General features: G+C 73.8%; 21 protein-coding genes and 1 pseudogene. 6 read left to right on the top strand and 16 right to left on the bottom strand.

The window, feature by feature from the left end:
• Positions 1-88: 88 nt before the first annotated feature.
• From ACFV4P_RS19965 to purD, 3 genes are all read right to left on the bottom strand, one after another.
• Positions 89-1,633 (bottom strand): N,N-dimethylformamidase beta subunit family domain-containing protein, encoded by a 1,545-nt coding sequence (locus ACFV4P_RS19965; protein ID WP_380472859.1) that lies wholly within the window; start codon positions 1,631-1,633, stop codon positions 89-91.
• Between the two features lie 151 nt (positions 1,634-1,784).
• A complete protein-coding gene (locus ACFV4P_RS19960; RefSeq protein WP_380472856.1) occupies positions 1,785-3,278 on the bottom strand; it encodes a hypothetical protein in 1,494 nt (497 codons plus the stop codon).
• Between the two features lie 439 nt (positions 3,279-3,717).
• Positions 3,718-4,962 carry a phosphoribosylamine--glycine ligase gene (gene purD / locus ACFV4P_RS19955; protein ID WP_380472853.1) on the bottom strand — a complete coding sequence of 415 codons (1,245 nt, stop codon included), beginning with the start codon at positions 4,960-4,962 and terminating at the stop codon, positions 3,718-3,720.
• Between the two features lie 415 nt (positions 4,963-5,377).
• Between purD and ACFV4P_RS19950 the strand changes: the two genes are divergently transcribed.
• Positions 5,378-6,163, top strand: a complete 786-nt coding sequence (locus ACFV4P_RS19950; protein ID WP_380472850.1) for an SLATT domain-containing protein — start codon at positions 5,378-5,380, stop codon at positions 6,161-6,163.
• Between the two features lie 75 nt (positions 6,164-6,238).
• Here the strand turns inward: ACFV4P_RS19950 and ACFV4P_RS19945 are convergent, their stop codons facing one another.
• The 3 genes from ACFV4P_RS19945 to ACFV4P_RS19935 form a co-directional block, all read right to left on the bottom strand.
• On the bottom strand, positions 6,239-6,889 hold the full coding sequence (locus ACFV4P_RS19945) for a hypothetical protein (RefSeq protein WP_380472848.1): 651 nt from the start codon (positions 6,887-6,889) through the stop codon (positions 6,239-6,241).
• A 45-nt stretch (positions 6,890-6,934) separates the two neighbouring features.
• Positions 6,935-7,831, bottom strand: a complete 897-nt coding sequence (locus ACFV4P_RS19940; RefSeq protein ID WP_380472846.1) for a GntR family transcriptional regulator — start codon at positions 7,829-7,831, stop codon at positions 6,935-6,937.
• Positions 7,832-7,946: 115 nt separating this feature from the next.
• On the bottom strand, positions 7,947-8,744 hold the full coding sequence (locus ACFV4P_RS19935; RefSeq protein WP_380472843.1) for a carbon-nitrogen family hydrolase: 798 nt from the start codon (positions 8,742-8,744) through the stop codon (positions 7,947-7,949).
• Positions 8,745-8,903: 159 nt separating this feature from the next.
• Between ACFV4P_RS19935 and ACFV4P_RS19930 the strand changes: the two genes are divergently transcribed.
• Entirely contained in the window at positions 8,904-9,731 is an 828-nt protein-coding gene (locus ACFV4P_RS19930) for a maleylpyruvate isomerase family mycothiol-dependent enzyme (protein ID WP_380472841.1), read from the top strand.
• 7 nt (positions 9,732-9,738) lie between these two features.
• Here ACFV4P_RS19930 and ACFV4P_RS19925 read toward each other — a convergent pair whose 3' ends face one another.
• Together ACFV4P_RS19925 and ACFV4P_RS19920 are read right to left on the bottom strand one after the other, a co-directional pair.
• Positions 9,739-11,118, bottom strand: a complete 1,380-nt coding sequence (locus ACFV4P_RS19925) for a nitrate/nitrite transporter (protein WP_380472838.1) — start codon at positions 11,116-11,118, stop codon at positions 9,739-9,741.
• An 80-nt stretch (positions 11,119-11,198) separates the two neighbouring features.
• Positions 11,199-12,398 carry a M64 family metallopeptidase gene (locus ACFV4P_RS19920; protein ID WP_380472836.1) on the bottom strand — a complete coding sequence of 400 codons (1,200 nt, stop codon included), beginning with the start codon at positions 12,396-12,398 and terminating at the stop codon, positions 11,199-11,201.
• Between the two features lie 305 nt (positions 12,399-12,703).
• Here ACFV4P_RS19920 and ACFV4P_RS19915 point away from each other — a divergent pair, with 305 nt between their 5' ends.
• Complete coding sequence (locus ACFV4P_RS19915; protein WP_380472833.1) at positions 12,704-12,967, top strand: helix-turn-helix domain-containing protein; 264 nt, start codon at positions 12,704-12,706, stop codon at positions 12,965-12,967.
• 55 nt (positions 12,968-13,022) lie between these two features.
• On the opposite strand, the gene ACFV4P_RS19910 is transcribed toward ACFV4P_RS19915, so the two are convergent.
• Genes ACFV4P_RS19910 through pdhA form a run of 3 tightly spaced genes read right to left on the bottom strand, consistent with a single transcriptional unit; the run spans position 13,023 to position 16,610 of the window.
• Positions 13,023-14,477 (bottom strand): dihydrolipoamide acetyltransferase family protein, encoded by a 1,455-nt coding sequence (locus ACFV4P_RS19910; RefSeq protein WP_380472830.1) that lies wholly within the window; start codon positions 14,475-14,477, stop codon positions 13,023-13,025.
• 13 nt (positions 14,478-14,490) lie between these two features.
• Positions 14,491-15,465 carry an alpha-ketoacid dehydrogenase subunit beta gene (locus tag ACFV4P_RS19905; protein WP_380472827.1) on the bottom strand — a complete coding sequence of 325 codons (975 nt, stop codon included), beginning with the start codon at positions 15,463-15,465 and terminating at the stop codon, positions 14,491-14,493.
• Entirely contained in the window at positions 15,465-16,610 is a 1,146-nt protein-coding gene (gene pdhA / locus ACFV4P_RS19900) for a pyruvate dehydrogenase (acetyl-transferring) E1 component subunit alpha (RefSeq protein WP_380472824.1), read from the bottom strand. Before pdhA ends, ACFV4P_RS19905 begins: the two co-directional genes overlap by 1 nt.
• A 312-nt stretch (positions 16,611-16,922) precedes the next feature.
• Here pdhA and ACFV4P_RS19895 point away from each other — a divergent pair, with 312 nt between their 5' ends.
• Together ACFV4P_RS19895 and ACFV4P_RS19890 are read left to right on the top strand one after the other, a co-directional pair.
• Entirely contained in the window at positions 16,923-17,582 is a 660-nt protein-coding gene (locus tag ACFV4P_RS19895; RefSeq protein WP_380472822.1) for a response regulator, read from the top strand.
• Positions 17,583-17,640: 58 nt separating this feature from the next.
• Complete coding sequence (locus ACFV4P_RS19890) at positions 17,641-18,729, top strand: phosphotransferase enzyme family protein (protein WP_380472819.1); 1,089 nt, start codon at positions 17,641-17,643, stop codon at positions 18,727-18,729.
• A 16-nt stretch (positions 18,730-18,745) separates the two neighbouring features.
• On the opposite strand, the gene ACFV4P_RS19885 is transcribed toward ACFV4P_RS19890, so the two are convergent.
• The 5 genes and pseudogenes from ACFV4P_RS19885 to ACFV4P_RS19865 form a co-directional block, all read right to left on the bottom strand.
• Positions 18,746-20,428 (bottom strand): protein kinase, encoded by a 1,683-nt coding sequence (locus ACFV4P_RS19885; RefSeq protein WP_380472816.1) that lies wholly within the window; start codon positions 20,426-20,428, stop codon positions 18,746-18,748.
• Positions 20,429-20,634: 206 nt separating this feature from the next.
• Positions 20,635-21,954 (bottom strand): annotated as a pseudogene (locus ACFV4P_RS19880) (protein kinase); the annotation flags it as partial.
• 101 nt (positions 21,955-22,055) lie between these two features.
• Positions 22,056-22,667 carry a bacterial proteasome activator family protein gene (locus ACFV4P_RS19875; RefSeq protein WP_380472813.1) on the bottom strand — a complete coding sequence of 204 codons (612 nt, stop codon included), beginning with the start codon at positions 22,665-22,667 and terminating at the stop codon, positions 22,056-22,058.
• 88 nt (positions 22,668-22,755) lie between these two features.
• Positions 22,756-23,778: a hypothetical protein gene (locus ACFV4P_RS19870; RefSeq protein WP_380472811.1), complete on the bottom strand. Its 1,023-nt coding sequence runs from the start codon at positions 23,776-23,778 to the stop codon at positions 22,756-22,758.
• Positions 23,779-23,896: 118 nt separating this feature from the next.
• The gene (locus ACFV4P_RS19865) at positions 23,897-24,865 is read right to left on the bottom strand and encodes an NAD(P)H-quinone oxidoreductase (protein ID WP_380472809.1); all 969 of its coding nucleotides are present in this window, start codon (positions 24,863-24,865) and stop codon (positions 23,897-23,899) included.
• Between the two features lie 151 nt (positions 24,866-25,016).
• Between ACFV4P_RS19865 and ACFV4P_RS19860 the strand changes: the two genes are divergently transcribed.
• A complete protein-coding gene (locus tag ACFV4P_RS19860; protein ID WP_380472807.1) occupies positions 25,017-26,123 on the top strand; it encodes a potassium channel family protein in 1,107 nt (368 codons plus the stop codon).
• Positions 26,124-26,326: the final 203 nt, after the last annotated feature.

Below are 26,326 nucleotides of genomic sequence, written 5' to 3'. Positions count from 1 at the left end.
CTGGGGGGCTCTGCTGCCGGGAGTCTTTCATGCACGCCCGGTCGGGGGCGGGTGCGGCCCCCGCCCTGGGCCGCCGGTCAGCGGCCGGTCAGAGCCCGGTGCGCCCCTCCTTGCAGAGCTGGTCGAGCAGGTTGGCGGTGGCCCGCTGGATCCGCTCGTCGGTGTGCCCGGGCCGGTCCAGCGCCGGCGACCAGGCGAACGTCCCGGCCGCGAACACGTACGCCCCGCTGGGCGCCCGGTACAGCGAGGTCTCCTGGTGGGTGAGCCGCCCCGCCGCGTCCCGGTACGGGGAGTGCGCCAGCAGGGTGCGCTCGGTGCAGACCGGCAGCGACACCTTCGGGTAGTAGCGGTCGGCCTCCCCCGCGACCATGCCGGGCAGTTCCTCGCCCTCGGCGAGCCCGGTGCCCTGCCACAGCCAGTGCGCGGTGTTCCGGGCCACCAGCGGCACCGGCGTGGGCACACTGCCCGCGTACTGGATGCCCAGCAGGTGCTGCTCCGGCTCCCCCGCGTCCCGCCACAGCGCGCTCGCCGCGCCCGGCGCACCGCCGGCCGGATGGTCGGCGGCGACCTTCTGCCGTTTGCGGCAGTTCAGCAGCCGGGACGGCTCGCCGTTCGCGCCGGCCGTCAACTCGACCCGCCAGTACAGCGAGTTGGCGGACAGGAAGACCAGCGAGGTACCGCCGTCCCGGGCCCGCTCGACGGCCCGCCGCATCGGCTCCGACCAGTACTCGTCGTGCCCGGGGAACACCATCGCCTTGTACCGGTCGGCGTCCACCAGCCCCGCGTGCAGGTCGGTGGCGGTGGCGTAGGCCAGGTCGTAGCCGTACCGCTCGGCCCACCGGATGAAGTCGTACGCGTGCCCGACGTGCAGGGGCAGGCCCGCCCCGGCGTGCGGACGGTCGAAGGAGACGGTGACCGCCGCCTGCTCCTCGTACACCAGCCGCCCCGCGCCGTCCCACGCGTGGTACAGGCTCGCCCCGAGGTGCCCGTCCTCCGGGAACAGGTTGTACGCCTGCCAGGTCACGTCCGGCAGCACCAGCAGCAGGTCCGCCGCGTTGAAGTCCCGGACGGTGAACGGGATGTGGCTGCGGTGGCCGCCGTCGGCGGTGGTCAGCACCGCCACGTACGCGCCCGGCCGCCAGTCGGTGGGGACCTGCAGCCGCCAGGACTGCCACCAGTGGTGGCAGGAGACGGTGCGGTCGGCGACCATCGGCGCGGGCTGGGCGAGGCCGGAGATCAACGGGCTGGAGGAGACCTGCCGGGCGCCGTCGCCGGCGTCGTGGCCGATCCGGTAGACGTCGACCTGGAACTCCTGCGGCGGATTGACCGTCACCCGGAAGTCCACCGAACCGCCGGGCCGGGCCACGCCCGACGAGGCGAACCCCTTGATCTGCTGCCGGACGTCGTCCGCGTTGCGCGGGCCGCTCACCGCGGGCCGCGGCGGCCTGGCCGCCCCTTCGAGCGGCCGCTGCCCCGGCGCGTCCACGCTCACGTACCAGGGCACCGCGCCCTCGCCGTCCGCCAGGTAGTGGTCGGGGCTGCGCAGCCACGGCAGCGGGCCCTGGCCGAACGGATCGGACACCCCGTGCGCCAGCGTGCCGGACTCCCACCGGCGGTTGGATTCCGTCCCCACACGCCCTCCCCACCCGTTGCGCATCCGCCGAGGGTGGCAATTGCCATGCGGATGTGCGTGCGAACCAGCACACCACTTCTGCTGGCGCAGTGTCACTCCACCGTAGCAATTAGTGTCGACGAAACCGGGTTTTCCGGGATCTTTCGGAAATTCAGCCGGAAAGCCGCACCGGGCGTTCCAGCCGCACCCCGGCCCGCTCCAGCCAGGCCCGCAGCGGACCGTCCTGCCCGGCCTCCGCGGCGGCCGCCACCACCGGGGCCAGCGTGGCCCGGGGAGCCGCGCGGGACAGCAGCACCGGGCCGTCCAGCCAGTCCAGGCCGGGGCTCGCGGTGCCCGCGTCCACGGCCGCGCAGCAGACCGTGGCGGTGAGGTGCTCGACCAGCAGGTCGCGTCCGCTGCGCACGGGAGGCAAGGGGGGCGCGACCTCGGCGGCGCGCGCCACCCTGCCCGCCAGTGCGGCCGCCAGGGTCTCGGCCTCCCCGGCCGCCAGCCGGGCCAGCAGCTTGTCCAGCGCCGGGCCGGTGTGCGGGCGGTCGTCGTCGCCGAGGACGGCCTGCAGCGCGGCGGCGCTCTCCCGCCAGCCGTGGTCCACCACCTGCTCCGGGTAGTCCTCCCAGTCCAGCGGCTGCCAGCCGCCCGGCGGCTCCTCGTGCAGCAGCTCGGCGGCCAGCAGGGACACCCGGGCGTCCACCGCGCCGGGCTCCTCCAGCAGGTCGCAGGCGGGACGGTCGCCGAGCCGGTCCCCGTAGCTGTCGGCCAGCCGGTCGCGGCGGGACAGCTCGGTGAGCGCGGCGACCACGCCCGCGTTCAGGTGCGAGGGGTGCCGGCCGAGCCGCCAGGCGGGCAGCGCGACCCGGGTGAGCAGCCGGTCCCAGCCCGCGTACGCCAGGCCGACCTGCTCCTGGGCGGCCACCCGCAGCCCGTAGTCCACGGCCTTGGCCTGCTCGGACGCCCACGCGGCGACGGCGTGCTCCAGCTCGGCGGAGTGCTCGCGGCAGGCCCCGAGCAGCCGCCGGTCGACCCGCTCGGCCAGTGCGGCGGGGCCCCGGCGCCGCTCGCCGAGCGCGGCGTCCAGGGTGCGCAGCCAGCGGCGGGCCGCCGCGATGTCCGGGTCGGCGGCGGCCGCGGTGCCCGCCACCACCGGGGCCAGCAGGGCGCGCAGCTCACCGGCCCGCATCCACCACAGGAACGGGGAGCCGATCACCAGCACCGGCGCGCCGGGCACGGACCGCCGGCCCGCCGGGTGCGGCTCCTCCAGCCAGCTGTCGCAGTCCGGGGTGAGCGCGATCGCGGCGGGCGCCGGAACGTCCAACCGCCCGGCGAGCTCCTCGATCAGGCGGTACAGCTCGGGCGCTTCCGCCCTGGTCAGCAGCACCGCAGGGGTGACCGGGGGGACGGCCCTGCGGTGCGCGCGGGCCACCAGGGCGGCCAGCAGCAGCGTCAGCGCGGCGACCGCCCCGACCGCCCAGCGGATGCCGTCCCACAGCGGGGCGTCCGGCGAACCGGCCGCGCCTATCCGTCCGGTGAACCGCCCGACCAGCAGCACCACCGCGCAGGCGGTGGGCAGCGCGGCGGCGGCCACGGCCCGTCCGCGAAGACGCAGGACGGCCCGGGCTCGTGCGCGTGCGGTGTCCGATGCAGCCATCGCCGCGGCACCCCCTTCGCAGCCGACTCGACTCGATCAATTCCGGTACGGGAAGCGGCGGGTGCCGAACCCGGTGGTGCGACTCGCGTGGCGCTTTCCTGCCAGTCTCGACGCCCCGGTACGGGCGGGTGTTCCGGAACCCCGGGGAGACCACCCGTCCTGGTGACACCACGGCGGGACGCGCCACCGCTCTCAGCATCCCCCGGGCGCATCCCGCCGACGAGCCGCGCCCGCGCCGGTCACCCCGCCCCTGCGCGATGCAGCGCACCCTACGGCGCGGGCTCGCACCCCGTCAGCAGGATGACCAACAGATCACCCGAAGGACTGCTTTTTCGAGCTGCGGCCCGCTCCGCCGCGACCTCGGGAAACACCGCGGGGCGCTGCGTCCGGACGGGTCGGTCCGGTCGCAGCGCCCCGCGAGGGCACTAGGCCTGCCTGACTACTGCGCGGCCTTCGCCGCGATGTCGGTGCGGTGCTGGGCGCCCTTGAAGGAGATCTTCGCCAGGCCCGCGTACGCCTTGGCCCGGGCCTCGGCGAGGTCCGCGCCGGTGGCGGTGACGGACAGCACCCGGCCGCCCGCGGTCAGCACCTCGCCCGCGGCGCCCGACGTGGTGCCGGCGTGCAGCACGAACGCGGTGCCGTCGGCCTCCGCCTCGTCCAGGCCCTCGATCGGGTCGCCGGTGCGCGGGTTCGCCGGGTAGCCCTCGGAGGCCAGCACCACGGTGACCGCGGCGTCCTCGTCCCAGCGCAGCGGCTCCAGCTCGGCCAGCGTGCCGTTGGCCGCGGCGAGCAGCACGCCGGCCAGCGGGGTGCGCAGCCGGGCCAGCACCACCTGGGTCTCCGGGTCGCCGAAGCGGGCGTTGAACTCGATCACCCGGGTGCCGCGCGAGGTCAGCGCCAGGCCCGCGTACAGCAGGCCGGAGAACGGGGTGCCGCGGCGGCGCAGCTCGTCGACGGTCGGCTGGAGAACGGTGGCCAGCACCTCTTCGACCAGGCCCTCGGGGGCCCACGGCAGCGGCGTGTAGGCGCCCATGCCACCGGTGTTGGGGCCCTGGTCGCCGTCCAGCGCGCGCTTGAAGTCCTGCGCGGGCACCAGCGGCAGCACCGTGGTGCCGTCGGTGATCGCGAACAGCGACACCTCCGGACCGTCCAGGTACTCCTCGATCACCACACGGTCGCAGCCCTTGGCGTGCTCCAGCGCGACGGCGCGGTCCTCGGTGACCACGACGCCCTTGCCGGCCGCCAGGCCGTCGTCCTTCACCACGTACGGGGCGCCGAACGCGTCCAGCGCCTCGGCGGCCTCCTGCTCGGTGGTGCACACGTACGACCGCGCGGTCGGGACGCCGGCCCCGGCCATCACGTCCTTGGCGAAGGCCTTGGAGCCCTCCAGCTGGGCCGCCTCCGCGCTCGGGCCGAACACCGGGATGCCGGCCGCCCGCAGCGGGTCGGCGACACCGGCCACCAGCGGAGCCTCCGGGCCGACCACCACCAGGTCCGCACCCAGCTCACGGGCCAGCGCGGTGACCGCGGCGCCGTCCAGCTGGTCGACCGGGTGCAGGGCGGCCACCCGCGCGATCCCGGCGTTGCCCGGGGCGCAGTGCAGCTCGGTGACAGCGGGATCTTGGGACAGAGAGCGGCACAGGGCGTGTTCGCGGGCGCCGCCGCCGATGACGAGGACCTTCACGCCTCGCAGCCTAGTCGGTGGCCCGTTCCGCACCGTCGGCGGCTCCGTACGAAGCTCCAACGACCGGCGAATCCGACCCGCCCCGTTCATGCGAAAGCACAGTCACCGCTCGAACGGCTGCACCGTCACACCGACGGCCCCGGTTCACCTCGCTCGGACGGGTGAAATCCGGCCGGGCAGCACAACCCTCCGACCTCGGCTTCCGGAGGTGAAATCACATAACGATCACTCCGGAAGCGCCCCCACGGTCAGCCATTTGGCGGTAAGAAGTGCTGTTGGACAAGGACCCGGCCGCATGCCGGGCACGGCACCATGGGCGGCTCCGCCCCCGCACCGAATCGATTGTCCGCACCGCACCGCCAGTCCCGGTACCCGCCGGGCCTCCGCAGTCACCCCGCCACAGGGAGCGCCACAGGTGAGCCAGCCGGAAATGCAGCCCGAGGAGAGTCCTTGGGGCAAAGAGGTCGCCGATGACGACCAGCCCGCCCCGGGCTCCGGCGGACGGACCCACACCCGTCGCCGCACCGACCTGAGCGCCCGTCAATTCCCGCTGGGCGACTGGGGAGAGCCCGCCGAACGCCTCGAAGAGCTCTACCGCTGGTCCGAGGAACGGGCCGTCGAGGCCATCGAGTGGTACCGCCGCGACCGCGTCTGGAAGCGCCGCTGGGCCCGGCTGCTCCGCTTCGCCGCCGGCGTCTTCACCGTCGGCGGCGTCACCGCCCCGATCGTCTCCCTCACCGGCGTCCTCCCGCACGCCCTCGAATGGGGCTACGCCGGCCTCGCCCTCGCCGCCGCCGCCCTGCTCGCCGACCGCGCCTTCGGCCTCACCTCCGGCTGGATGCGCGACGTCTCCACCTCGCAGGCCCTCCAACGCCGCCTGGAGGCCTTCCAGTTCGACTGGGCCTCGGAGTGCGTGCGGGAAGTCCTCGGCCCCACCGAAGGCACCGCCGGCGAGGCCGCCGAACGCTGCCTCGGCGTGCTGCGCCGCTTCTGCGAGGACGTCTCCGACCTGGTCCGCAGCGAGACCTCGGAGTGGATGCTCGAATTCCGCGCCGGCATGAGCCGGCTCCCCACCCAGGCCCCGGGCCCGTGGAGCAACCGCACCGAGGTCGGCACCGGCGCGCAGGTCCGCGTCCTCCCCCCACCGGGCACCCGCCCCACCATGCCCCGCCAACGTCCCCCGGAGGGACCCCTGCGCTGAAGGGACGCCGGGGGCACGCGCAGGCGGGCGCGCAAACAGGGGCGCGGGGTGGTGCTCTCCCTGCTTCCCGCCCGCTTACGCGAAGACGACCATCGAGCCCTGGGTGACGCTGCGGGTCGCGGCCGAGTAGAGGCCGGCCCAGGCGTGGCGCTCGCGGGCGAAGGGGTGCTGGAAGTCGTCGATCGGCGGCCCGAAGGGCTGTTCCAGCTGGGTGGGGCCGAGCGGCCGGGTGGGGGCCGGGGGGTTGAGCGGGTCGATCCCCAACAGCGGTGCCACCGCCAGGAGTTCGCGGAGCAGCCCCTGCGAGGACCCCAACGGCCCGCCCGCGGCGAGGAGTTCGTCGGCAACCAGCGGAACGGCGAAGTCCACCGGAACGTACGCGCCGGCGTGGTCGAAGTGCCAGACCAGGTGCGACTGTTCGGCGGTGGCCTCGAACATCTCCAGGAGCTGTTCGTAGTCGCTGCCGAGCGCGTCCACCGGCGCCACCTCGAAGCCGGTGAGCCCCAACAGGTAGGCGCGGCGCAGGAAGTGGAGCGAGTCGTAGTCGAACGCGGCTATCGTCTCGACGTCGCCGGAGAAGCCGGGAACGTAGGGGTTGACCGGGACGGGCGGCAGCCCGTACTGGGCGAGTACCCCGTTGTAGCGGTTGAGGTCGTCCCGGAACGGGTTCTCGGGGCTCTGGGTGAGCACGTCCACGAGCGGGACGAGCCAGAGGTCGCAGGCCATGGGCCGGCTCATCCTCTCGATCGGGCGGGGCAACGGTCCCCAACCCTACCGGCCTGTGGCGGGCTCTCCGCGCCCCGGCCGGAACGACCGGGTGAAGCGTCCGGGCGGCACGAACCTGGGCAGCGGGACGCGCCCCAACCCGACGGCGTCGTGCGGTGGTTGGACTGCTGCCGGGCCGTCGACCGGGGAGGCTGACGGGGTGTCGGGCGGGTCCGTCCCGCGCAGCAGCCGCAGGACGGCGAACCCTTCGAGGGAGTGCCCGAGCAGCCCGGCGAGCAGTTCGATGGTGAACAGGTTGTAGTGGGCGACCATCCGCCGGGCGCCGTCGTGGTCGCGGGCCTCGATCCGGTCGACGAGTTCGCCGTGCCGGTCCCAGCAGACGCCGGCCAGGTCGTCGGCGGCCCGCAGGTGCGGGGCGGCGAACATCCAGGACTGGACGCGCAGCCAGCCGAGGTAGTCGGAGATCCGCTCGTTGCAGAGGATCGCCGCGGCCTCCTGCCAGAACCGCAGGTCGCAGCCGACCAGCACGTCGAGGTGGCCGGCCCGGGCGGCGCGGGTGGCGGCGACGGCACGGCGGCGCAGCGAGACCGTCCGCGACCAGTCGTAGGGGTGCTCCCGGCGGCCGAGGTGGCGCAGCGCGTTGTCGGTGAGCAGGGCCCGGGCCTCGAAGATCTCCAGGTAGTCGGCCCAGGTGAACTCGGGGACGGTGAAGCCGCGGTGGGGTTCGCTGACCAGCAGGCCCTGGGCGGCGAGGTCGACCAGGGCCTCGCGGGCGGGGGTGGCGGAGACGCCGTAGATCTCGGCGATCTCCTTGACGGTGAAGTTGCGGCCGGCGGGCAGCCGGCCGGCCATCATCTCGTCCCGCAGGGCGTCGGAGATCTGCTCGCGGAGACTGTTGCGCCGGATCAGGGCGCGGCCGCTCCCGGCTCCCGCAGCGTTCATGGCCCACCCCCTCTCCGGGTCGTGCCGACCGCGGCCGGACCCAGCTCCCAAAACGGGCACAGATTACCCCGGAATGGTCAATCCGGACCAAGGTACGGCGATGTGCGGCGAAATATCAGCGTTGTACCGGTGCCGGAATACCGAGCAGCCGGTCCCGGTGGACCGGGAATTCGGCGCGGCACTCGGCGACCTCGGCGGGGTCGAACTCGACGGTGAGCACCTGCTCGTCCGGCCCGGCCTCGGCGAGCACCCGGCCCCACGGGTCCACGACCAGGCTGCGGCCGGCCTGTTCGACGCCGCCGTGCGTGCCCGCGGTGTTGCAGGCCAGCACGTAGGCCTGCTCCTCGACGGCGCGGGCGCGGGCCAGCAGGTTCCAGTGCTCGGCGCGCCGGGCGGGCCAGGCGGCGGGGACCACCAGCAGCTCGGCGTCGGCGTCCAGCAGCGCCCGGAAGAGTTCGGGGAAGCGCAGGTCGTAGCAGGTGGCGAGGCCCAGGGTGGCGAAGCCGGCGTCCACCGTGACGATCTCCTGGCCGGCGCCCATCACCACGGCCTCGCCGGCGTCGAAGCCGAAGCGGTGGATCTTGCGGTAGGTGCGGACCAGTTCGCCGTCGGGGGCGAACAGCAGCGAGGTGTTGTAGATCGGCCCGTCGGGATCGCGTTCGACGATCGAACCGGCGTGCAGCCAGCAGCCGACCGCCCGCGCGGCGGCCGACATCGTCTCGGCGGTGGGCCCGTCGAGCGGTTCCGCGCCGTCCGACCACGCGTCGTACGCGAAGCCGCCGACCGGCCACAGCTCGGGCAGCACCACCAGGTCGGCGCCGTCCTGGGCACGGACCAGCGCCGCGGCCCTGGCCCGCCGTTCGGCGGCCGGCTCGGTGTCCGAGACCGCGAGTTGGATCAATGAAGCGCGCACAGTACCACCGTCCACGACAAGAGTCCTACGATCGTCACCCGAAAGCGCTGCCCTGCTCTCACCCGGCAGCGTAACGTGCCGTATGCGCGTCCGTGCGAAGGTCTCGGCAGCCCGGGCGACGTGGGACGACGCAAGCCGACGGAGGGGCCGGAGATACCAGTGACGGACAACCAGACTGTGCAGGCGTACACCGATGCGTGGACGCAGTCGATCGAGTCCATATCCGAGCTGCTCGCCCCGTTGCCGACCGACGCCTGGAACCGCGCCACCGAGTGCCCGGGCTGGTCGGTTCGCGACGTGGTGTCGCACATCATCGGCGTCGAGTCGGAGCTGCTCGGCGACCCGCGCCCGATCCACGCGCTGCCCCGAGACCTGCCGCACGTCCGCAACGACTTCACCCGGTACATGGAGCTGCCGGTCGACAAGCGCCGCTGCTGGACCTCCGTGGAGGTCACCAGCGAGCTGGAGTACACGGTGATCCGCCGCTCGCGGGCGATCCGCAACTCCCGCCACTCGGCGGAGGACATGGTGCGCTGGCCGGCCGGCCCGCTGTCCCGGGATGTCCCGTACGCGACGCTGCTGCGGCTGCGCGCCTTCGACGTCTGGGTGCACGAGCAGGACCTGCGCCGGGCGCTGCGCGAGCCGGGCAACCTGGACTCCCCGGCCGCCCTGGTCACCCGCGACCTGCTGATCGACTCGCTGCCGAAGCAGGTGGCCAAGGAGGCGGGCGTCCCGATCGGCAGCACGGTGCTGTTCGACGTGGCCGGCGCGGTGCCGTTCCAGCGCACCGTCCGGGTCGGCGCGCACGGCCGGGGCAGCGTGGACGAGTCGGTGGACGCGGCCCCGGACGTGCAGCTGTCGATGGACTGGCAGACCTTCGTGCGGCTGTGCTGCGGCCGGGTGAACCCCGAGACCGCGCTGGTCAACGTGGTCGGCGACCAGGAACTGGGCAACCGGGTGCTCGCCCACCTGACGAGCACCCCCTGACCTCCGGTCAGTCGCGCCCGGCTGCGGCTGCGGCCAGCTTGCGCCGCAGCCGCAGGATCATCGCCGTCCCGAGCAGCAGCGGCAGCAGCTGGAAGCAGAACGCCAGCTGGTAGGCGTGCGCGCCGTAGCTGTCGCTGCCCGGGTCGGCGAGGGCGTCCAGCAGCACGCCGATGCCCAGCAGGGTGATCACCGAGCCGATGAAGCCGCCCATGTTGGCGATGCCGGACGCGGTGCCCATCCGCTCCGGCGGGTTGTGGGCGCGGGCGTAGTCGAGGCCGATCAGCGAGGCCGGGCCGTTGCTGCCCATCACCAGGATCAGCACCACCAGCAGCCACAGCGGCGGCCGGCCGTGCGGCCAGGCCAGGGTGACGGTCCAGCAGAGCGCGGTGGCGCCCAGCACGATGAAGGCGACCGGCAGCCGCAGCCGGGCGGAGCGGGACAGCAGCCGGCCGAACAGCAGGCCGAACGCCATCCCGCTGAGCACCAGCAGACTGAGCAGCCCGCTCGCGCCGGCCCGGGACATGCCCTGGCCCTCGACCAGGTAGGGCAGCCCCCACAGCAGACCGAACGCGGACGCCGGGAACGCCGTGGTGAAGTGCACCCACAGGCCGAGCCTGGTCCCGGGCTCGGCCCAGGCGGCCCGGATCAGCCCGCCGACCGGCACCCGGCTGCCGCCCTGCTGCGGCAGCACGGGGGCGACCGCGCCGGGCGGGGCGTCCCGCAGCAGGGCCAGCACGGCGACGAAGATCGGCACGCCGGTGAGCGCGATCACCCCGAAGGTGCTGCTCCAGCCGGCCGTGTGCAGGGCCTGCGCCAGCACCACGGTGGTGACGAGGTTGCCGCCCATCCCGACCAGCCCGGTGAGCTGGGCGACGAACGGGTTGCGGGCGGCCGGGAACCAGCGGGCGGCGATCCGCAGCACGCTGATGAAGGTCATCGCGTCGCCGCAGCCGATCACCGCGCGGGACGCCAGCGCGGGCGCGAACGCGGTGGAGAACGCGAACGCCAGCTGGCCGGCGCTCATCAGGGCCACGCCGAGCAGCAGCACCCGGCGCGGGCCGCTCCGGTCGACCAGCAGGCCGACCGGGATCTGCATCCCGGCGTACACCAGGACCTGCAGGATCGAGAAGGTGGACAGGGCGGAGGCGCCGATGCCGAACCGGGCGGCGGCGTCCAGGCCGGCCACGCCGAGGCTGGTGCGGTGCACCACGGCGAGGACGTAAACGCTGACGCCGACCGACCAGGCGAACCAGGCGGCCCGCCCACCGGGCGGGTGCAGGACCGCGGCGGGGAATCCGGCGGCGCGGGGGGCCGTTTGGAGGTCGTCGGCGCGACGGGGAGCGGGTACGGACAGGGACGGTGCAGTGGGGACGGGGTCCACGCTCATAGTGCAATCAGGCTAGTCATCCCATCACCTGACATTTCGGCCAGGGTGCGAAGTCGGCCCGAAATCGCCGCGCGCCCCGCTCAGTCGGAGAGTGTCCAGCTCACCGTGCGGGTCATGTACTGCGCGCGGAACGCCTCGTCGCGCACCCAGTCGGTGGTGTCCTGGACGGTCGCGGTGACGGTGTGCCGGTGTCCGGGCGGCAGCCCCAGCGCGGCGGTGTCCAGCCAGGTGCCGTCCGCGGTGCCGGCGTCCACCGGCCGACCGTCCACCGTCCAGCCGATCCGCAGCTGGCGCGGGCCGATCAGGGCCAGCGGCCGCACGTGCAGCTTGGGCCGCCCGTCCACCTGCCCGGGAGCGGGCTCGGGGGCGTCGGCGGGCTTCACCCGGCGGTACAGCTGCTCGACGATCGCCTCCCGGGACGGCAGGTTGTACACCCCGCCGAGGCTGCGCATCACCGAGTCCTCGGTCGGCCGGAACAGCCCGTTGGCACTGCGGTACGCGCCCACCGGGCCGCCGCCGTCCGGCGAGACCGCGCCCAGCCAGCGCCACCACTTGATCTTCTCGCGCACCATCTCCTCGGCGTCCGCCGTCGAGAGGTTCGGGTAGTCCGGGTCGCTCGGGGCACTGTCGTACTCGTCGCCCAGCAGGCCGACGGTGTGGCCGATCTCGTGCTGGATGATCCGCCCGGCGTCCGGGCTGCCGCCGGCCAGCGTGGTCACCCCGGTGCCGCCGGCCCCGCCGTACTCGGTCGAGTTGGCCAGCGCGATCAGGTACTGCGGGCCCTCGCCCTGCCCGGCCCAGCGGGCGGTGGCGGCCTCGTCCGCGCACAGCAGGCGCGCGGTGCCCTCGCACCAGAAGTGCATGCCCAGCGGGGTGTCGGGGGACTTCCCGGCGCTCTCGCTCTCGGCGATCCCGGCCGCCGGGGAGACCACGTCCACCCGCCGTATGTTGAAGAACTCCTGGTAGGTGCGGAACGGCTCGATGTCCAGCAGCGCGTGCCAGGCCCGGTCCGCCTGCTCGTGGAACAGCTGCTGCTGGGCCGCCGTGTAGCCGTCGCCCAGCAGCACCAGGGTGATCCGGTTGGCCGGGTCGCCGGACAGCCGCAGGTCCACGGCGGGCGCGCCGGGGGCCCGCAGGTCGGGACGGGCGGCGGGCGGCGCGGCCCGGTCCGGCCCCGGCAGCGGCGGGCCTATCGCCGTGGACGGCGAGGGCGAGGCCAGTTCCACCACGGCAGGCAGCGCGGCGGCGGCGGCCAGCAGCAGGGCGGCCGCGGCACGCATCACGGGACCGGGAGCACCAGGCGGCATACGGGGACATCCTCGTTGCGACGACACCCGGCCCGACTGCACGGGTGGCTGGTCGCACAGACGTACCCGTCCCAGCCCCGGGCCCGGACGGCCCGCCGCGAAACTCCCTCGGGCGGCGCAATGCACGATCCGCCCCGACGGCCTGCCGCAATCACCGCACGGAAACGATCGGAGCACGCAATTCCGAATGCCCACAACGGAGTTGTAAAGGTCGAACGGGCCGCCCCGGAGCGGGGTACTCTGCCGGTCGGAATCATCCGGGGGGAAAGGCGGCGGAGATGGAGAACGGGCCGGAAACGGACCCGCGCAGGGCATTCGGACGGGCCCTGCGGGCCCTGCGGCAGGGGGCCCGGCTGACCCAGCAGGAACTGGCCGTCAAGGCGGGCCTGGGCATCCGCACCCTGTCCGACCTGGAACGCGGCACGGCCGGCCCGCGCCCGGCCACCGCCACGCTGCTGGCCGCCGCGCTCGGCCTGGACCGGGCCGGCAGCCACGCCTTCCACACCCTGGCGCACGCCGCCTGGCGCACCGCCCGGGGCTGAGGAACGCGTCGGGCCCCGCTCCTCGAACGGAGCGGGGCCCGACGGCCGGGGCGGATCAGCCCCAGGTGATCAGCCGCTTCGGGTACTCCAGGATCGCGGCGACGTCCGCCAGCACCTTGGAGCCGAGCTCACCGTCCACCAGGCGGTGGTCGAAGGACAGCGCCAGCGTGGTGACCTGGCGCGGCACCACCTTGCCCTTGTGCACCCAGGGCAGCTCCCGCACCGCGCCGAAGGCCAGGATGGCGGCCTCGCCGGGGTTGAGGATCGGGGTGCCGGTGTCCACGCCGAACACGCCGACGTTGGTGATGGTGACGCTGCCGCCGGACATGTCCGCCGGAGAGGTCTTGCCCTGCCGCGCGGTCTCCACCAGCTCGCCGAGCGAGACGGCCAGCTGGGAGAGGGTCTTGGAACCGGCGTCCTTGATGTTCGGGACGATCAGCCCGCGCGGGGTGGCCGCGGCGATGCCGAGGTTCACCGCACCCTTGATCACGATCTCCTGGGCGGCCTCGTCCCAGCTGGCGTTGATCTCCGGGTGCCGCTTGATCGCGGTGAGCAGCGCCTTGGCGACCAGCAGCAGCGGGCTGACCCGCACCCCGGCGCCCAGGTCGCCGCTCTCCTTGAGCTTGCGCACCAGCTTCATCGTCCGGGTCACGTCGACCTGGACGAACTCGGTGACGTGCGGCGCGGTGAACGCCGAGGCCACCATCGCCTGCGCGGTGGCCTTGCGGACGCCCTTGACCGGCACCCGGACGTCCCCGGCCGCGGTCGGCACCGGCAGCACGGGCTGCTCCGCCACCGGAGCGGCCACCGGCTCGACCACCGGCGCGGCGGCCGACTCGACGACCGTCCCGGCCGTGGTGGCGGCCGCGGCGTGCACGTCCTCGCGGGTGACCACGCCGTTCGGGCCGGTCGGCCGCACGGTACGCAGGTCGATGCCGAGGTCCTTGGCGAGCTTGCGCACCGGCGGCTTGGCCAGCGGGCGCTCGCCCTCCGCGACCACGGCCACCGGAGCGGCGACGGGAGCGGCCGGGGCGACGGGCGCGACCGGCGCTGCGGGGGCGGCCGGCGCTGCGGGAGCGGCCGGCGCCGCCGGAGCGGTGGCCGGAGCGCCGTTGGTGCGGCGGGCCCGGCGCTGCGCCGAGCCGGTGCGCGGGCCGTAGCCGACCAGCACCTCGCGGCGCTCGGGCTCGGCCTCCGCCTCCGCCGGGGCGGCGGCCGGAGCCGCGGCGGGCGCGGCCGGTGCCGGGGCGGCCCCGGCGACGGCCACCGCGATGATCGCGGTGCCGACGTCCACGGTGGCGCCCGCCGGGAAGTGCAGCGCCTCGACCACGCCGGTGAACGGGATCGGCAGCTCGACCGCGGCCTTGGCGGTCTCCACCTCGCAGACCACCTGCCCGTCGGTGACGGTGTCGCCCGGCTTGACGTACCAGGTGAGGATCTCCGCCTCGGTGAGGCCCTCGCCCACGTCGGGCATCTTGAACTCGCGGAGCGCAGTGGTTCCGTTGGTCATCTTCGTTCCCCGCTCAGTACGCGAGCGCGCGGTCGACGGCGTCGAGCACACGGTCGAGGTCGGGCAGGTAGGTCTCCTCGACCCGCGACGGCGGGTACGGGGCGTGGTAGCCGCCGACCCGCAGGATCGGTGCCTCCAGGTGGTAGAAGCAGCGCTCGGTGAGCCGGGCGGCGAGTTCCGCGCCCAGGCCGAGGAAGACCGGGGCCTCGTGCACCACGATGCCGCGGCCGGTGCGCCTGAGGGACTCCTCCAGGGTCGGGAAGTCGATCGGCGACAGCGAGCGCAGGTCGACCACCTCCAGGTGGCGGCCGTCCTCCTCGGCGGCCTGCGCGGCCTCCTGGCAGACCTTCACCATCGGCCCGTAGGCGATCAGCGTGGCGTCGGTGCCGGGCCGGACGATGCGCGCCGAGTGCAGCGGCAGCATCGGGTCCTCGCCGACCTCGCCCTTGTCCCAGTACCGGCGCTTGGGCTCCAGGAAGATCACCGGGTCGTCCGACTCGATGGCCTGGCGCAGCATCCAGTGCGCGTCGTGCGCGTTGGACGGGCTGACCACCCGCAGACCGGCGGTGTGCGCGAAGTACGCCTCGTGCGACTCGCTGTGGTGCTCCACCGCGCCGATGCCGCCGCCGAACGGGATGCGGACGGTGACCGGCATCTTGACGTGGCCGAGCGCGCGGGCGTGCATCTTGGCGAGCTGGGAGACGATCTGGTCGAAGGCCGGGTACACGAAGCCGTCGAACTGGATCTCCACCACCGGGCGGTAGCCGCGCAGCGCGAGGCCGATGGCGGTGCCCATGATGCCGGACTCGGCGAGCGGGGTGTCCATCACCCGGTCGTCGCCGAAGTCCTTCTGCAGGCCGTCGGTGATGCGGAAGACGCCGCCGAGCTTGCCGATGTCCTCGCCCATCAGGACGGTCTTCGGATCGTTCTCCAGCGACTTTCGGAGCGCTCCGTTGAGCGCCTTGGCGATGCTGAGCTGGCCGGCCATCAGTGCTGCTCCCCCTCGAAGGAGGCGGCGTACGCCTCGTACTCGGCGCGTTCCTCGTCCACCAGCGGGTGCTGCTCGGTGTAGACGTGGTCGAAGATCAGGGTCGGGTCCGGGTCCGGCATCGAACGGACGCCCTCACGGACGCGCAGGCCCAGCTTCTCGCTCTCGGCCTCGACCTCGGCGAAGAACGCCTCGTCGGCGAGGCCCTCCTTCTCCAGGTGGGCCTTCAGCCGCAGGATCGGGTCCTTGGCCTTCCAGGCCTCGGTCTCCTCGGACTGCCGGTAGCGGGTCGGGTCGTCGGAGGTGGTGTGCGCGCCCATCCGGTAGGTGAACGCCTCGACCAGCACCGGGCCCTGGCCGGTGCGGGCGCGGTCCAGCGCCCAGCGGGTGACCGCGAGGCAGGCCAGCACGTCGTTGCCGTCGACCCGGACGCCGGGGAAGCCGAAGCCGGAGGCGCGGCGGTACAGCGGGATACGGGTCTGCACGGTGGTGGGCTCGGAGATCGCCCACTGGTTGTTCTGGCAGAAGAACACCACCGGCGAGTTGTAGACCGAGGCGAAGGTGAAGGCCTCGTTGACGTCGCCCTGGCTGGAGGCGCCGTCGCCGAAGTAGGCGATCACCGCGTCGTCCGTGCCGTCCTTGGTGATGCCCATCGCGTAACCGGTGGCGTGCAGGGTCTGCGCGCCGATCACGATGGTGTAGAGGTGGAAGTTCTTCTCGTTCGGGTCCCAGCCGCCGTTGTTCACGCCGCGGAACATGCCGAGCAGGTTCAGCGGGTCGACGTCGCGACACCAGGCCACGCCGTGCTCACGGTAGGTGGGGAAGGCGTAGTCGCCGGGGCGCATCGCCCGGCCGGAGCCGACCTGCGCCGCCTCCTGGCCCAACAGCGAGGCCCACAGTCCGAGTTCGCCCTGCCGCTGGAGCGAGGTGGCCTCGGCGTCGAAGCGCCGCACCAGTACCAGGTCCCGGTAGAGCGCGCGGAGCTCCTCCGGCGTCACGGTGAGCGGATAGTCCGGGTGCTCGACCCGCTCGCCCTCCGGGGTCAGCAGCTGGACGAGTTCCGGCGCGGCAGAGCCTGCACTGGCTTTGTCGGGGACGCCGGGGGCGGCCTTCTTGCGCGCCCTCGTCGTGCTTTTGACGGTCACGTTCACTCCCTCGGTCTGTCCGGCCGCCCGGGGTCGCCGGTGGCCGGTCCGGTCGCCCTCCCGACCCGCGCGCGTGGGTGTGCGCGCCAGTACGGGCAGGCGGTGTTCCCTTTCCGACGGCGTCCCTCACGAGAACGTTACCCAGCGGCACCCCTTGGCGCTCTTGCGCTAGGACGTCCTAGTTGTTCTCCGGTCGGGGAAACCGCCGATGTGACGGGGCTTACCTTCCGGTCAGGACACCAGCGCACGGTATCCGGGCACGGCCCGCTGCGAAAGGGGGTAACGCCCATCGATTTGTGCGACGCTTTGCAAATGACAGATAACGGACATATCAGGGTGTTTCTCCTCGATGATCACGAAGTGGTCCGAAGAGGCGTGCACGACCTGCTCTCGATGGACGGCGACATCGAGGTCGTCGGCGAGGCCGGCACGGCCGCCGAGGCGCTGAACCGGATTCCGGTGGTCCACCCCGACGTGGCGGTGCTGGACGTCCGACTCCCCGACGGGAACGGCGTCGAGGTGTGCCGGGAGATCCGCTCGCAGTACCCGTCGGTGAAATGTCTGATGCTCACCTCGTTCTCCGACGACGAGGCGCTGTTCGACTCGATCATGGCAGGCGCCTCGGGATATGTCCTGAAAGCGATCCGCGGCACCGACCTGCTCTCCGCGGTGCGCGATGTCGCGGCCGGCAAATCCCTGCTCGACCCGGTCGCCACCAGCAGGGTGCTGGCCCGGCTCCGCGACGGTGGCGAGAAGGAGGACGAACGAATCGCGCAGTTGACGAAACAGGAGCGCCGCATCCTCGATCTGATCGGCGAGGGGATGACGAATCGGCAGATCGGCAATGAGCTGCACCTGGCCGAGAAAACCGTAAAAAACTACGTCAGCAGCCTGCTGGCGAAGATGGGCATGGAGCGCCGGACCCAGGTCGCCGCGTACGTCGCGCGCCGCCGGACGGACCAGCAGCACTGAGATCACACCGAACACGCTCTGTCAAGTCGCTATCACGCCGAGTAATACGCTCTGCTCCGTGACGTACGGTCAGACCCTCTCCCTCGCGCCGGCCCGCCCGGACGCCACCGCTCCTCCCATCGGCACCCTCAGCCCCCCGGTCGCGCACGCCGCGGTGTCCGGGGTCCTGCGCGCCTACCGCACCGCACCGCCCGAGACGGTGGCGCCGGTCGCGGAAGGACTGCTCAACCGCGGCTACCGGATCTCGACCACCGACGGCGCGACGTACTTCCTGAAGTGCTACGTCGACCGCGCCACGGCCAACCGGACGGCCGTCCTCCGCCAGCACCGCGCCACCGCCGCACTCGCCGCCCTCGGCCTCCCGGTGCCGCCGCCGCTCCCCAACGCGGACAACCGGACCGTCACCTCGTACGGCGGCCGGCTGTTCGCGCTCTACCCGTGGGTGCCCGGAAGCCACCGCCACGGCACCGAACTCGACCCCGCCCGGTGCGGCGAACTCGGCGGCCTCCTGGGAGCACTGCACGGCGCACTCCGCGACGTCTGCGCCCCGCTGCGCCAGCCCGAAGGGGTGCTCAGCGCCGAGGTCGAGGAGACCGAGCGGATCGTCCTGGAACTGCGCGAGCTGGCCCGGACGCACCGCCCCTACGGCCCGTTCGACCGGCTCGTCGAGGACCGCCTGACCGAACGGCTGGACCTGCTCGCCACCCACCGGCGCCGCCGCCCCGGCCCGACCGACGCGCCGCCCACCGGCTGGACCCACGGCGACTTCCACGGCCTGAACGTGCTCTACCGGGGCGACACCGTCAGCGCCGTCCTGGACTGGGACAAGCTCGCCCCGCACCCGGTCGCCGAGGAGGCCGTGCGGGCCGCCACGCTGCTGTTCAACGACCGCGCCACCGGCGTCCTCGACCTGGTCCGGGTCCGGCACTGGGCGCGCGCCTACCGGGCCACCGGGGCCGCCAACGCCGAACAGGTCGCCGCCGCGGTCCACCGGGTGTGGTGGGAGCGGCTGAACGACCTGTGGATGCTGCAGTGGCGCTACCAGCGCCGCGACCACCGGGCAGACCCGCTGTTCCCGGCCTCCGCCGGGCAGCTCACCTGGTGGTGCCAGGACTACGAGCAGGTCATGGACGCGTTCGCGAACTGACCTGCCCGCGGCCCGGTCAGCCGGTCAGCGGCTGGGTCACCCCGCCGGGCGCGCTGGTGGTCGGCTTGGGCGACGCCCCGGTGCCCTCGCTCGGGCTGGCCGGCGGCGAGCTCTTGTCGCCGGACGCGCTCGCCGACGGCGAGGGCTTCGTCGAGTGCGAGGGGCTGGCCGAGGCGGACGCCGACGGGCTGGCCGAGGCGGAGGCGCTGGCGGACGGCGACCAGCTCGGCGCATCCGTCTGGCGGCCGGTGCCCTGGCCCTTCGTCGGCGGGGCGGTGGTGGGGTGCTCGGTCTGCTCACCGGAGGACGGGCTGCCGGTGGAGGTCACCGGCAGCTTCGGATCCTGGTCGTTGGACGGGTCGCCGTGGTTGGCGGTCAGCGCCAGCGCCACCCCGATGGTGGCCGCCAGGACCAGGGCGACCGCGCCCAGCACCCATCCCCACGGGTTGCGGCGCGGCCGCTCGTCCGCGCCGTCGCCGTCGTGGCTGCCGCCGTTGCCGCCGCCCACGCCCGGGTACGGGTGCGCGGGCGTCTGGTAGCCCGAGGCCATCGGGTACGGCAGGGCCTCGGTCCGGGCGGTCGGGGAGCCGACCGCCCCGAACGCCTCGGTCGGCGCGGCGGAGCCGGCCGGCGGGGTGCTGTCCCAGCCGTTGGCCGCCAGGCCCGCCGCGTCGGCCGCGTACCCCGCGGCGACCGCGCCGTGCAGCTGCCGCAGCGCGTGCTGCACGTGCGCCCGGAACTCGTCGGCGCTCTGGAAGCGGTCGTCCGGGTTCTTCTCCAGCGCCCGCAGCACCAGCGCGTCCAGTTGCGGCGGCACCCGGTCGTTCACCCGGGACGGCGGCACCGGCGCGTCCTGGACGTGCTGGTACACCACCGCGAGCGGGGTCTCGCCGACGAACGGCGGCCGCAGGGTGAGCAGTTCGTACAGCATGCAGCCGGCCGCGTACAGGTCGGAGCGGTGGTCGACGGCCTTGCCGAGGGCCTGCTCCGGCGACAGGTACTGCGGGGTGCCCATCACCATGCCGGTCTGCGTCATGGTGGTGGCCGCGCCGGTCAGCGCCCGGGCGATGCCGAAGTCCATCACCTTGACCGCGCCGCCGTTGGTGATGATCACGTTGGCGGGCTTGATGTCCCGGTGCACGATGCCGTGCTGGTGGCTGTAGGCCAGCGCCTCCAGCACCCCGGCGGTGATGATCAGCGCCTGGTCGACCGGCGGCGCCTCCTCGGCCACCAGCAGCTCGCGGACGGTGCGGCCCTCGACCAGCTCCATCACGATGTACGGGGTCGACTCCTCGGCCTGCTGCTCCTCGCCGGTGTCGTAGACCGCCACGATCGCGTGGTGGTTGAGCGCGGCGACCGAGTGTGCCTCGCGGGTGAAGCGCAGCCGGGCGGTGTCGTCCTCGGCGAGTTCGGAGCGCAGCAGCTTGACGGCCACGGTGCGGCCCAGTCGAAGATCCTGCGCGGCGAACACCTCGGCCATGCCACCGCGGCCCAGCCGCCCGGTCAGCCGGTAGCGGCCGTCCCCGACGGTGGAGAAGGGAACCGCGTTGCCCCGACCGGGAGTTGCCGACCCGACCGGGATCACCTCGGTGGGGCCGGTGACCTCGCGGGCCCGGCCGTCGCCCTCGTCCCGCCCGTACTGCGCAGGGACGTCCCGCTGGTCCGCCCGGCCGTCGTCCGGTCGTTCGCTCTGACCCATCGCTCCTCGCCCCGGGCATTCGCTCGGCACGCGTTCGCCCTGTCGGTTCCGTCCTCAGAACGCTACCGCCTCGCGCCCGCCGACGTGGCACGGGACGGCGTGTGCGGGGCTCACAGCGGGCGCTGCGAGCCTGCTCCGGGGCCGAGTTCGGGCCGGCGGACTCAGAAGGTCGAGTTGCCCGAGGAGGCGCTGGCCACCGCGATCGCCACGATGATGATCGCAAGAACGATCACACCGACGATCACACCGACCACGATCAGTGCGGTCGAACAGCCATTGCTGTTGTTCGGCGGCGGCGGGTACGGCATCGGCGGGCCCGGCATCGGCTGCGGCGGGAACGGCTGCTGCGGGAAGGGCGGCGGCGTGGCCTGCGGGAAGCCCTTCTGGAACTGCGGCGGCGGCTGCGGGAACGGCTGCGGCGTCTGCGGGGCCTGCGGGAACGGCTGCGGCGTCTGCGCGTACGGCGGCGGGGTGTGCGGCGGCGGCGTGTGCGGCCCGGGCGCCGGCGGGTACGGCTGCGGCGGCATGTGCGGCGGCGGGGTGCCCAGGGTGCCGCTCACCGGCGGGAAGTTGGTCAGCGACGGCGCGGCGTGCACCGACCGCGGGCCCTCGCCGATCACCAGCGGGGTGGACGCCTGCAGCGGCGTGTTGCCCTGCTCCCCCGCCGCGACCCGCTCGACCTCCTCGCGCATCGCCTCCGCCGTCGGGAACCGGTGCGCCGGGTCCTTGCGCAGCGCCTGCGCCACCAGCGCGTCCACCGCGGGCGTGACCGTCCCGTTCAGCGTGGACGGGGCCGGCGGGGTCTCCTGCACGTGCTTGTACGCGATCGAGAACGCCGAGTCGCCGTCGAACGGCAGCTGCCCGCTGAGCAGCTCGAACAGCATGCAGCCCACCGAGTACAGGTCGGACCGGGCGTCCACGCTCTTGCCGAGCGCCTGCTCCGGCGACAGGTACTGCGGGGTGCCGACCACCATGCCGGTCTGCGTCATCGACGTCACCCCGGACTGCAGGGCGCGCGCGATGCCGAAGTCCATCACCTTGACGACGCCCTTGGTGGACACCATCACGTTCGCCGGCTTGATGTCTCGGTGCACCAGCCCCTGGTCGTGCGAGGCCTCCAGCGCCGACAGCACCGCCGCGGTGATCTTCAGCGCCTGCTCGGTCGGCATCGCGCCGCGGGTGGTCACCTGCTCGTCCAGCACGTCCTTCAGCGAACGGCCCTCGACGAACTCCATGACGATGTACGGCGTCGCCGTCCCGTCCGGCCCGAGGTCCTCACCGGAGTCGAACACCGAGACGATGTTGGTGTGCTGGAGCCGGGCCACCGCCTGCGCCTCGCGCCGGAACCGCTCCTTGAACGAGGCCTCCCGGCCCAGTTCGGTGTGCAGCGTCTTCACCGCGACCTGACGGTCCAGCACCGTGTCGTACGCGAGGTGGACGGCCGCCATGCCGCCCTGTCCGAGCAACCGCTGCAGCACGTACCGGCCGTGGCCGAGCGAGTGGCCCTCGGTGGTGCCCTCAGTCATGTCCCAGCTCCCCCTCGGCGCGCGGTACTTCCGAACAGGGGCCAGGGTAGCGGTTCGGGGCCGCGCCGCAGCGCGGCCCCCGAGAGCCGGCCGGACAGGTCCTAGAGGTACGGACCGGACCGCATGCCGCGGCCCGGGCCCGGCTCGTCCAAGTCGCCCTCCGCGCCGTGCAGTCCGGGCGGCAGCGCCCGCCGCATCTGCTCCAACTGCGCCCGCGCCGCCATCTGCTGGGCGAACAGCGCGGTCTGGATGCCGTGGAACAGGCCCTCCAGCCAGCCCACCAACTGCGCCTGTGCGATCCGTAGTTCGGCCTCGGTGGGGATCTTGTCCTCGGCGAACGGCAGCGACAGCCGCTCCAACTCCTCGACCAGCTCCGGTGCCAGGCCCAGTTCCAGCTCCTTGATCGAGCTGGCGTGAATGTCCTTCAGCCGGGCCCGGCTCGCCTCGTCCAGAGGCGCCGCCCGCACTTCCTCCAGCAGCTGCTTGATCATGCTGCCGATCCGCATCACCTTCGCGGGCTGCTCGACCATCTCGGTCACCGGCAGCTCGCGCGGCTCGTCGTCCTCGCCACCCCGGCCGAGCCCGCCGGCCGGGGCGGTGCCCACCGCCATGCCGTCCGGTCCGACGATCAGCACCGTCGGGCTGTCCTCGGACTTCCCGCTCGACGTCTGGCGAGGCTCCTGCTGCGACCGCTCGTTCATCGGGTTGGTCATAGCTCCTTCATATGCTTCGTCCATTGCGGAGGTCAACGGACCTGGCCCCCGGATCGTCCCACCCTGCGGGTACCCGCGTCGCGCGACCTCACCGCCGACGCAGCCGCATTCCGACCAGGCCGAGACCCAGACCGATCATGCCCAGTCCGACGCCCAACGGCAGCTGTTTCGCGGACGGGTCGCCCGGGCGCAGCGGGCCGACCGGCACCACCGGGCCCGCCATCGGCGCACCGCCCGCGACCACCGCATCGTCCCCGCCCGCCCCCGCCGCCGGCTCGACCGCGTCCTCGTCGCTCCCCGCCGCCCCCTCGCGCTGTGCGCCCTGATCCGGTCCGGTTGTCCCCACGGGCGGCTCCGCCTGCACCCGGGCCGGGGCCTGCGACTGAGCCGGAGCCGGAGCCGGTGCCGGTGGCACGGCCGGCCGGTGGTGGTGCCCGCGCCCGGGCCGGCCGGGCGGCGGTCCGCCCGCCGGGGCGGCGGCCGGCTCCTCGCTCGACGCCCGCACCGGGGGCTCGGCGGAGGGCTCCGGCTTCGGGCTCGGCTCCGACATCGGCTCCGGCTTCGACGGCTCGGACGGCTTGGACGGCTCGGACGGCTCGGACAGCTTCGACTCGGCCGCAGGGGGCTCGCTCGGCGCGGGGCCGGCCGCGGACGGCGCGGCGGCGGGTATCGGTGTCCGGGACGGCACGGATGGCACGGACGGCACGGACGGTGCGACGGGAGCGGGGCTCGGGGAGCCTGCCGTCCGGGTCGCGCTGGGAGCGGCGGGCACCGGAACCGGAACGGGGACGGTCGGGACCGCCCCGGATATCGCGCCGTCGGTCGGCGCGGCCGGCTGCCCGGACTGCCCCGACGCGGCGGCCTGCCCGAGCTGCTCCGCGGCCTGCCCGCGCGCGGCGTCGAACTGCTCCCCGGCCTGCTGCCGGGCGGCGTCCACCTGCGCCTGGGTCTGCTGACGGGCATCGGCCGCCGGATCGACGGCGAAGACGGGGGCGGCCAGCAGCAGCGGCAGCGCCAGGCCGGTCAACGCGGCCCTGCGGAGCAGCGCGCCGGGGCGGGCGGTGGGGGTGCGGCGCGGGGCCGGGGGCACGGGGCGGCGGCGAGCGAGCATGGAAAGCAGGTCCTCCCGACGGCCGCCCGCAACGAGGTGCGGGCGGAGGCGGAACAGCTTTCGACCAGCCTCACACACCCGGGCATTTCGGGCATTTCCGCCGCCCCGGGCCCCGGTCTCACACCTCCAGGACGACCTTCCCGACCTGGCTGCCGGCCTCCACCACGCGGTGCGCCTCGGCGGCCTCGGCGATCGGCAGGACCCGGTCCACCACCGGCCGGACCACACCCGCCTCGACCAGCGGCCAGACGTGCTCGCGGACGGCCGCGACGATCGCCGCCTTCTCCGCGAGCGGCCGCCCGCGCAGGTTGGTGGCGACCACGGCCGCCCGCTTGCGGAGCAGCGTCGCCAGGTTGAGCTCGGCCTTGACGCCGCCCTGCATGCCGATCACCACCAGCCGGCCGTTGACGGCGAGGGCGTCCACGTTCCGCTCCAGGTACTTGGCGCCCATGATGTCGAGGATCACGTCGGCCCCGCCGAGCGCGGCAAGCTCGGCGACGAAGTCCTGCCGCCGGTAGTCGATCAGCACGTCCGCGCCGAGTTCCGCGCACCGGGCGAGCTTCTCCGGGCTGCCCGCGGTGACCGCGACCCGCGCCCCGACCGCCTTGGCCAACTGGATCGCCATGGTGCCGATGCCGCTGGCGCCACCGTGCAGCAGCACCGTCTCGCCGGGGCGCAGGTGCGCAACCTGGAAGACGTTCGACCACACCGTGCACGCCACCTCGGGCAGCGCGGCGGCCTGCGCCGGCGTCAGCCCCTTCGGCACCGGCAGCAGTTGGCCGATCGGCACCGCCACCTGCTGGGCGTAGCCGCCGCCCGCCAGCAGCGCACACACCTCGTCGCCGACCGCCCAGCCCGCAACGCCCGGGCCGAGCGCGGAGATCCGGCCCGCGCACTCCAGGCCCGGATAGGGCGAACTGCCCGGCGGCGGATCGTAGAAGCCCTGACGCTGCAGCAGATCGGCCCGGTTGACCGCGGTCGCGACGACCTCGACCAGCACCTCGCCGGCCGCCGGAACAGGATCGGGAACCTCGGCCCACACCAGCCGCTCGGGGCCGCCGGGCTCGGGAATCGTGATGGCTCGCATGGCCGCCACGCTACGCCCCCGCCCACCGGACACCCCCTCCCCCCGCCGTCAACCGGCAGTCCGTCAAGGGCTGCCGCCGGTACCGAACAGGGTGGCGACACTCCGCCCCCGGGGTCGGCCGGTGACGCCTCCACCCCTCATCCTTGTGCCTGTGCCGAACTCCAATCCGCCCGCCGACCAGGGCGCCCGGCCGTCCCGGCTGACACTCAGTCGCTTCCGGGACCAGGGCGCCGAAGACACCGACCCCGCCCGCCGGATCGCGCTGCCCGCCCGCCGAACCCGCCCACCGACGCGGCAGGTCGCCTTCCGCCTGCTGCTCGCGCTGGGCGTGCTGGTCGCCACCACGCTGATCGTGTACCTGGACCGCGGCGGCTACAACGACAACGCGGACACCTCGGTCAGCTTCCTCGACTCGGCGTACTACGCCACCGTCACCCTCTCCACCACCGGCTACGGCGACATCACTCCGGTGAGCGACAGCGCCCGCCTGGTCAACATCTTCGTGATCACGCCACTGCGCGTGGTCTTCCTGATCATCCTGGTCGGCACGACTCTCGAAGTGCTCACCGAACGCACCCGCCTGCAGTGGCGGATCGAACGCTGGAGGCACGCCGTGCGGGACCACACCGTCGTCATCGGCTACGGCACCAAGGGCCGCAGCGCCGTGGACACCCTGCTCGGACAGGGCGTCCCGAAGGAGTCCATCGTCGTCGTCGACCCGCAGGCCCGCGCCATCGACCAGGCCACCCACGACGGCCTGGTCGGCGTCCTCGGCGACGCCACCCGCACCGCCACCCTGATGCGTGCCGAGCTCCCCCGCGCCGCCCAGGTGGTGGTCGCCCCCGAACGCGACGACACCGCCGCCCTGATCACCCTGACCGCCCGCCAGCTCAACCGGGGCGCCACCGTGGTCGCCGCCGTCCGCGAGGACGAGAACGCCCCGCTGCTGCGACAGAGCGGCGCCGACGTGGTCGTCACCTCCTCCAGCTCGGCCGGCCGCCTGCTCGGCATGTCGATGCTCAGCCCCAACGCCGGCGCCGTGATGGAGGACCTGCTCACCTACGGCAACGGCCTGGACGTCGCCGAACGCCCCGTCACCAAGGCCGAAGCCGGCCGCAGCCCGCGCGAACTGCCCGACCTCGTGGTCGCCGTGGTCCGCGGCCGCCGCGTGCTCAACTACACCGAACCGGAGGCGGCGGTGCTCCAACTCACCGACCGCCTGATCGTCATCAAGCCCGGCGCACCCGTCCCCCAGTGACCCCCGGTTCCACGTGAAACACCCCACCCGGCCCTGATTCGGCGAGGATGCGCGGCCCGGACCGGGCAGGTGTTCCACGTGGAACACCCCACGCCGGACCGTCGGCGCCGCCACCCCGGCCAACGCCGCCGGCCGCGCAGCAGCCACCGAGGCCCGGTACGCGGCTGGCCGCCCGGGCCGCGCGCCCCCGATCCCGACCGCAA

This window comes from Kitasatospora sp. NPDC059795, from assembly GCF_042732175.1.
Taxonomy (GTDB): domain Bacteria; phylum Actinomycetota; class Actinomycetes; order Streptomycetales; family Streptomycetaceae; genus Kitasatospora.
Note: the sequence above shows the minus strand (reverse complement) of the source record. Positions and strands in the feature narration are given on the sequence as shown.

Coding starts and splice junctions, on each gene's coding strand:
- ACFV4P_RS19865 (WP_380472809.1), bottom strand. CDS start 24,865: ATGCGAGCCATCACGATTCCCGAGCCCGGCGGCCCCGAGCGGCTGGTG.
- ACFV4P_RS19960 (WP_380472856.1), bottom strand. CDS start 3,278: ATGGCTGCATCGGACACCGCACGCGCACGAGCCCGGGCCGTCCTGCGT.
- ACFV4P_RS19920 (WP_380472836.1), bottom strand. CDS start 12,398: ATGCGTGCCGCGGCCGCCCTGCTGCTGGCCGCCGCCGCCGCGCTGCCT.
- ACFV4P_RS19870 (WP_380472811.1), bottom strand. CDS start 23,778: ATGCTCGCTCGCCGCCGCCCCGTGCCCCCGGCCCCGCGCCGCACCCCC.
- ACFV4P_RS19945 (WP_380472848.1), bottom strand. CDS start 6,889: ATGGCCTGCGACCTCTGGCTCGTCCCGCTCGTGGACGTGCTCACCCAG.
- ACFV4P_RS19910 (WP_380472830.1), bottom strand. CDS start 14,477: ATGACCAACGGAACCACTGCGCTCCGCGAGTTCAAGATGCCCGACGTG.
- ACFV4P_RS19905 (WP_380472827.1), bottom strand. CDS start 15,465: ATGGCCGGCCAGCTCAGCATCGCCAAGGCGCTCAACGGAGCGCTCCGA.
- ACFV4P_RS19875 (WP_380472813.1), bottom strand. CDS start 22,667: ATGACCAACCCGATGAACGAGCGGTCGCAGCAGGAGCCTCGCCAGACG.
- ACFV4P_RS19915 (WP_380472833.1), top strand. CDS start 12,704: ATGGAGAACGGGCCGGAAACGGACCCGCGCAGGGCATTCGGACGGGCC.
- ACFV4P_RS19925 (WP_380472838.1), bottom strand. CDS start 11,118: ATGAGCGTGGACCCCGTCCCCACTGCACCGTCCCTGTCCGTACCCGCT.
- ACFV4P_RS19885 (WP_380472816.1), bottom strand. CDS start 20,428: ATGGGTCAGAGCGAACGACCGGACGACGGCCGGGCGGACCAGCGGGAC.
- ACFV4P_RS19940 (WP_380472846.1), bottom strand. CDS start 7,831: ATGAACGCTGCGGGAGCCGGGAGCGGCCGCGCCCTGATCCGGCGCAAC.
- ACFV4P_RS19895 (WP_380472822.1), top strand. CDS start 16,923: ATGACAGATAACGGACATATCAGGGTGTTTCTCCTCGATGATCACGAA.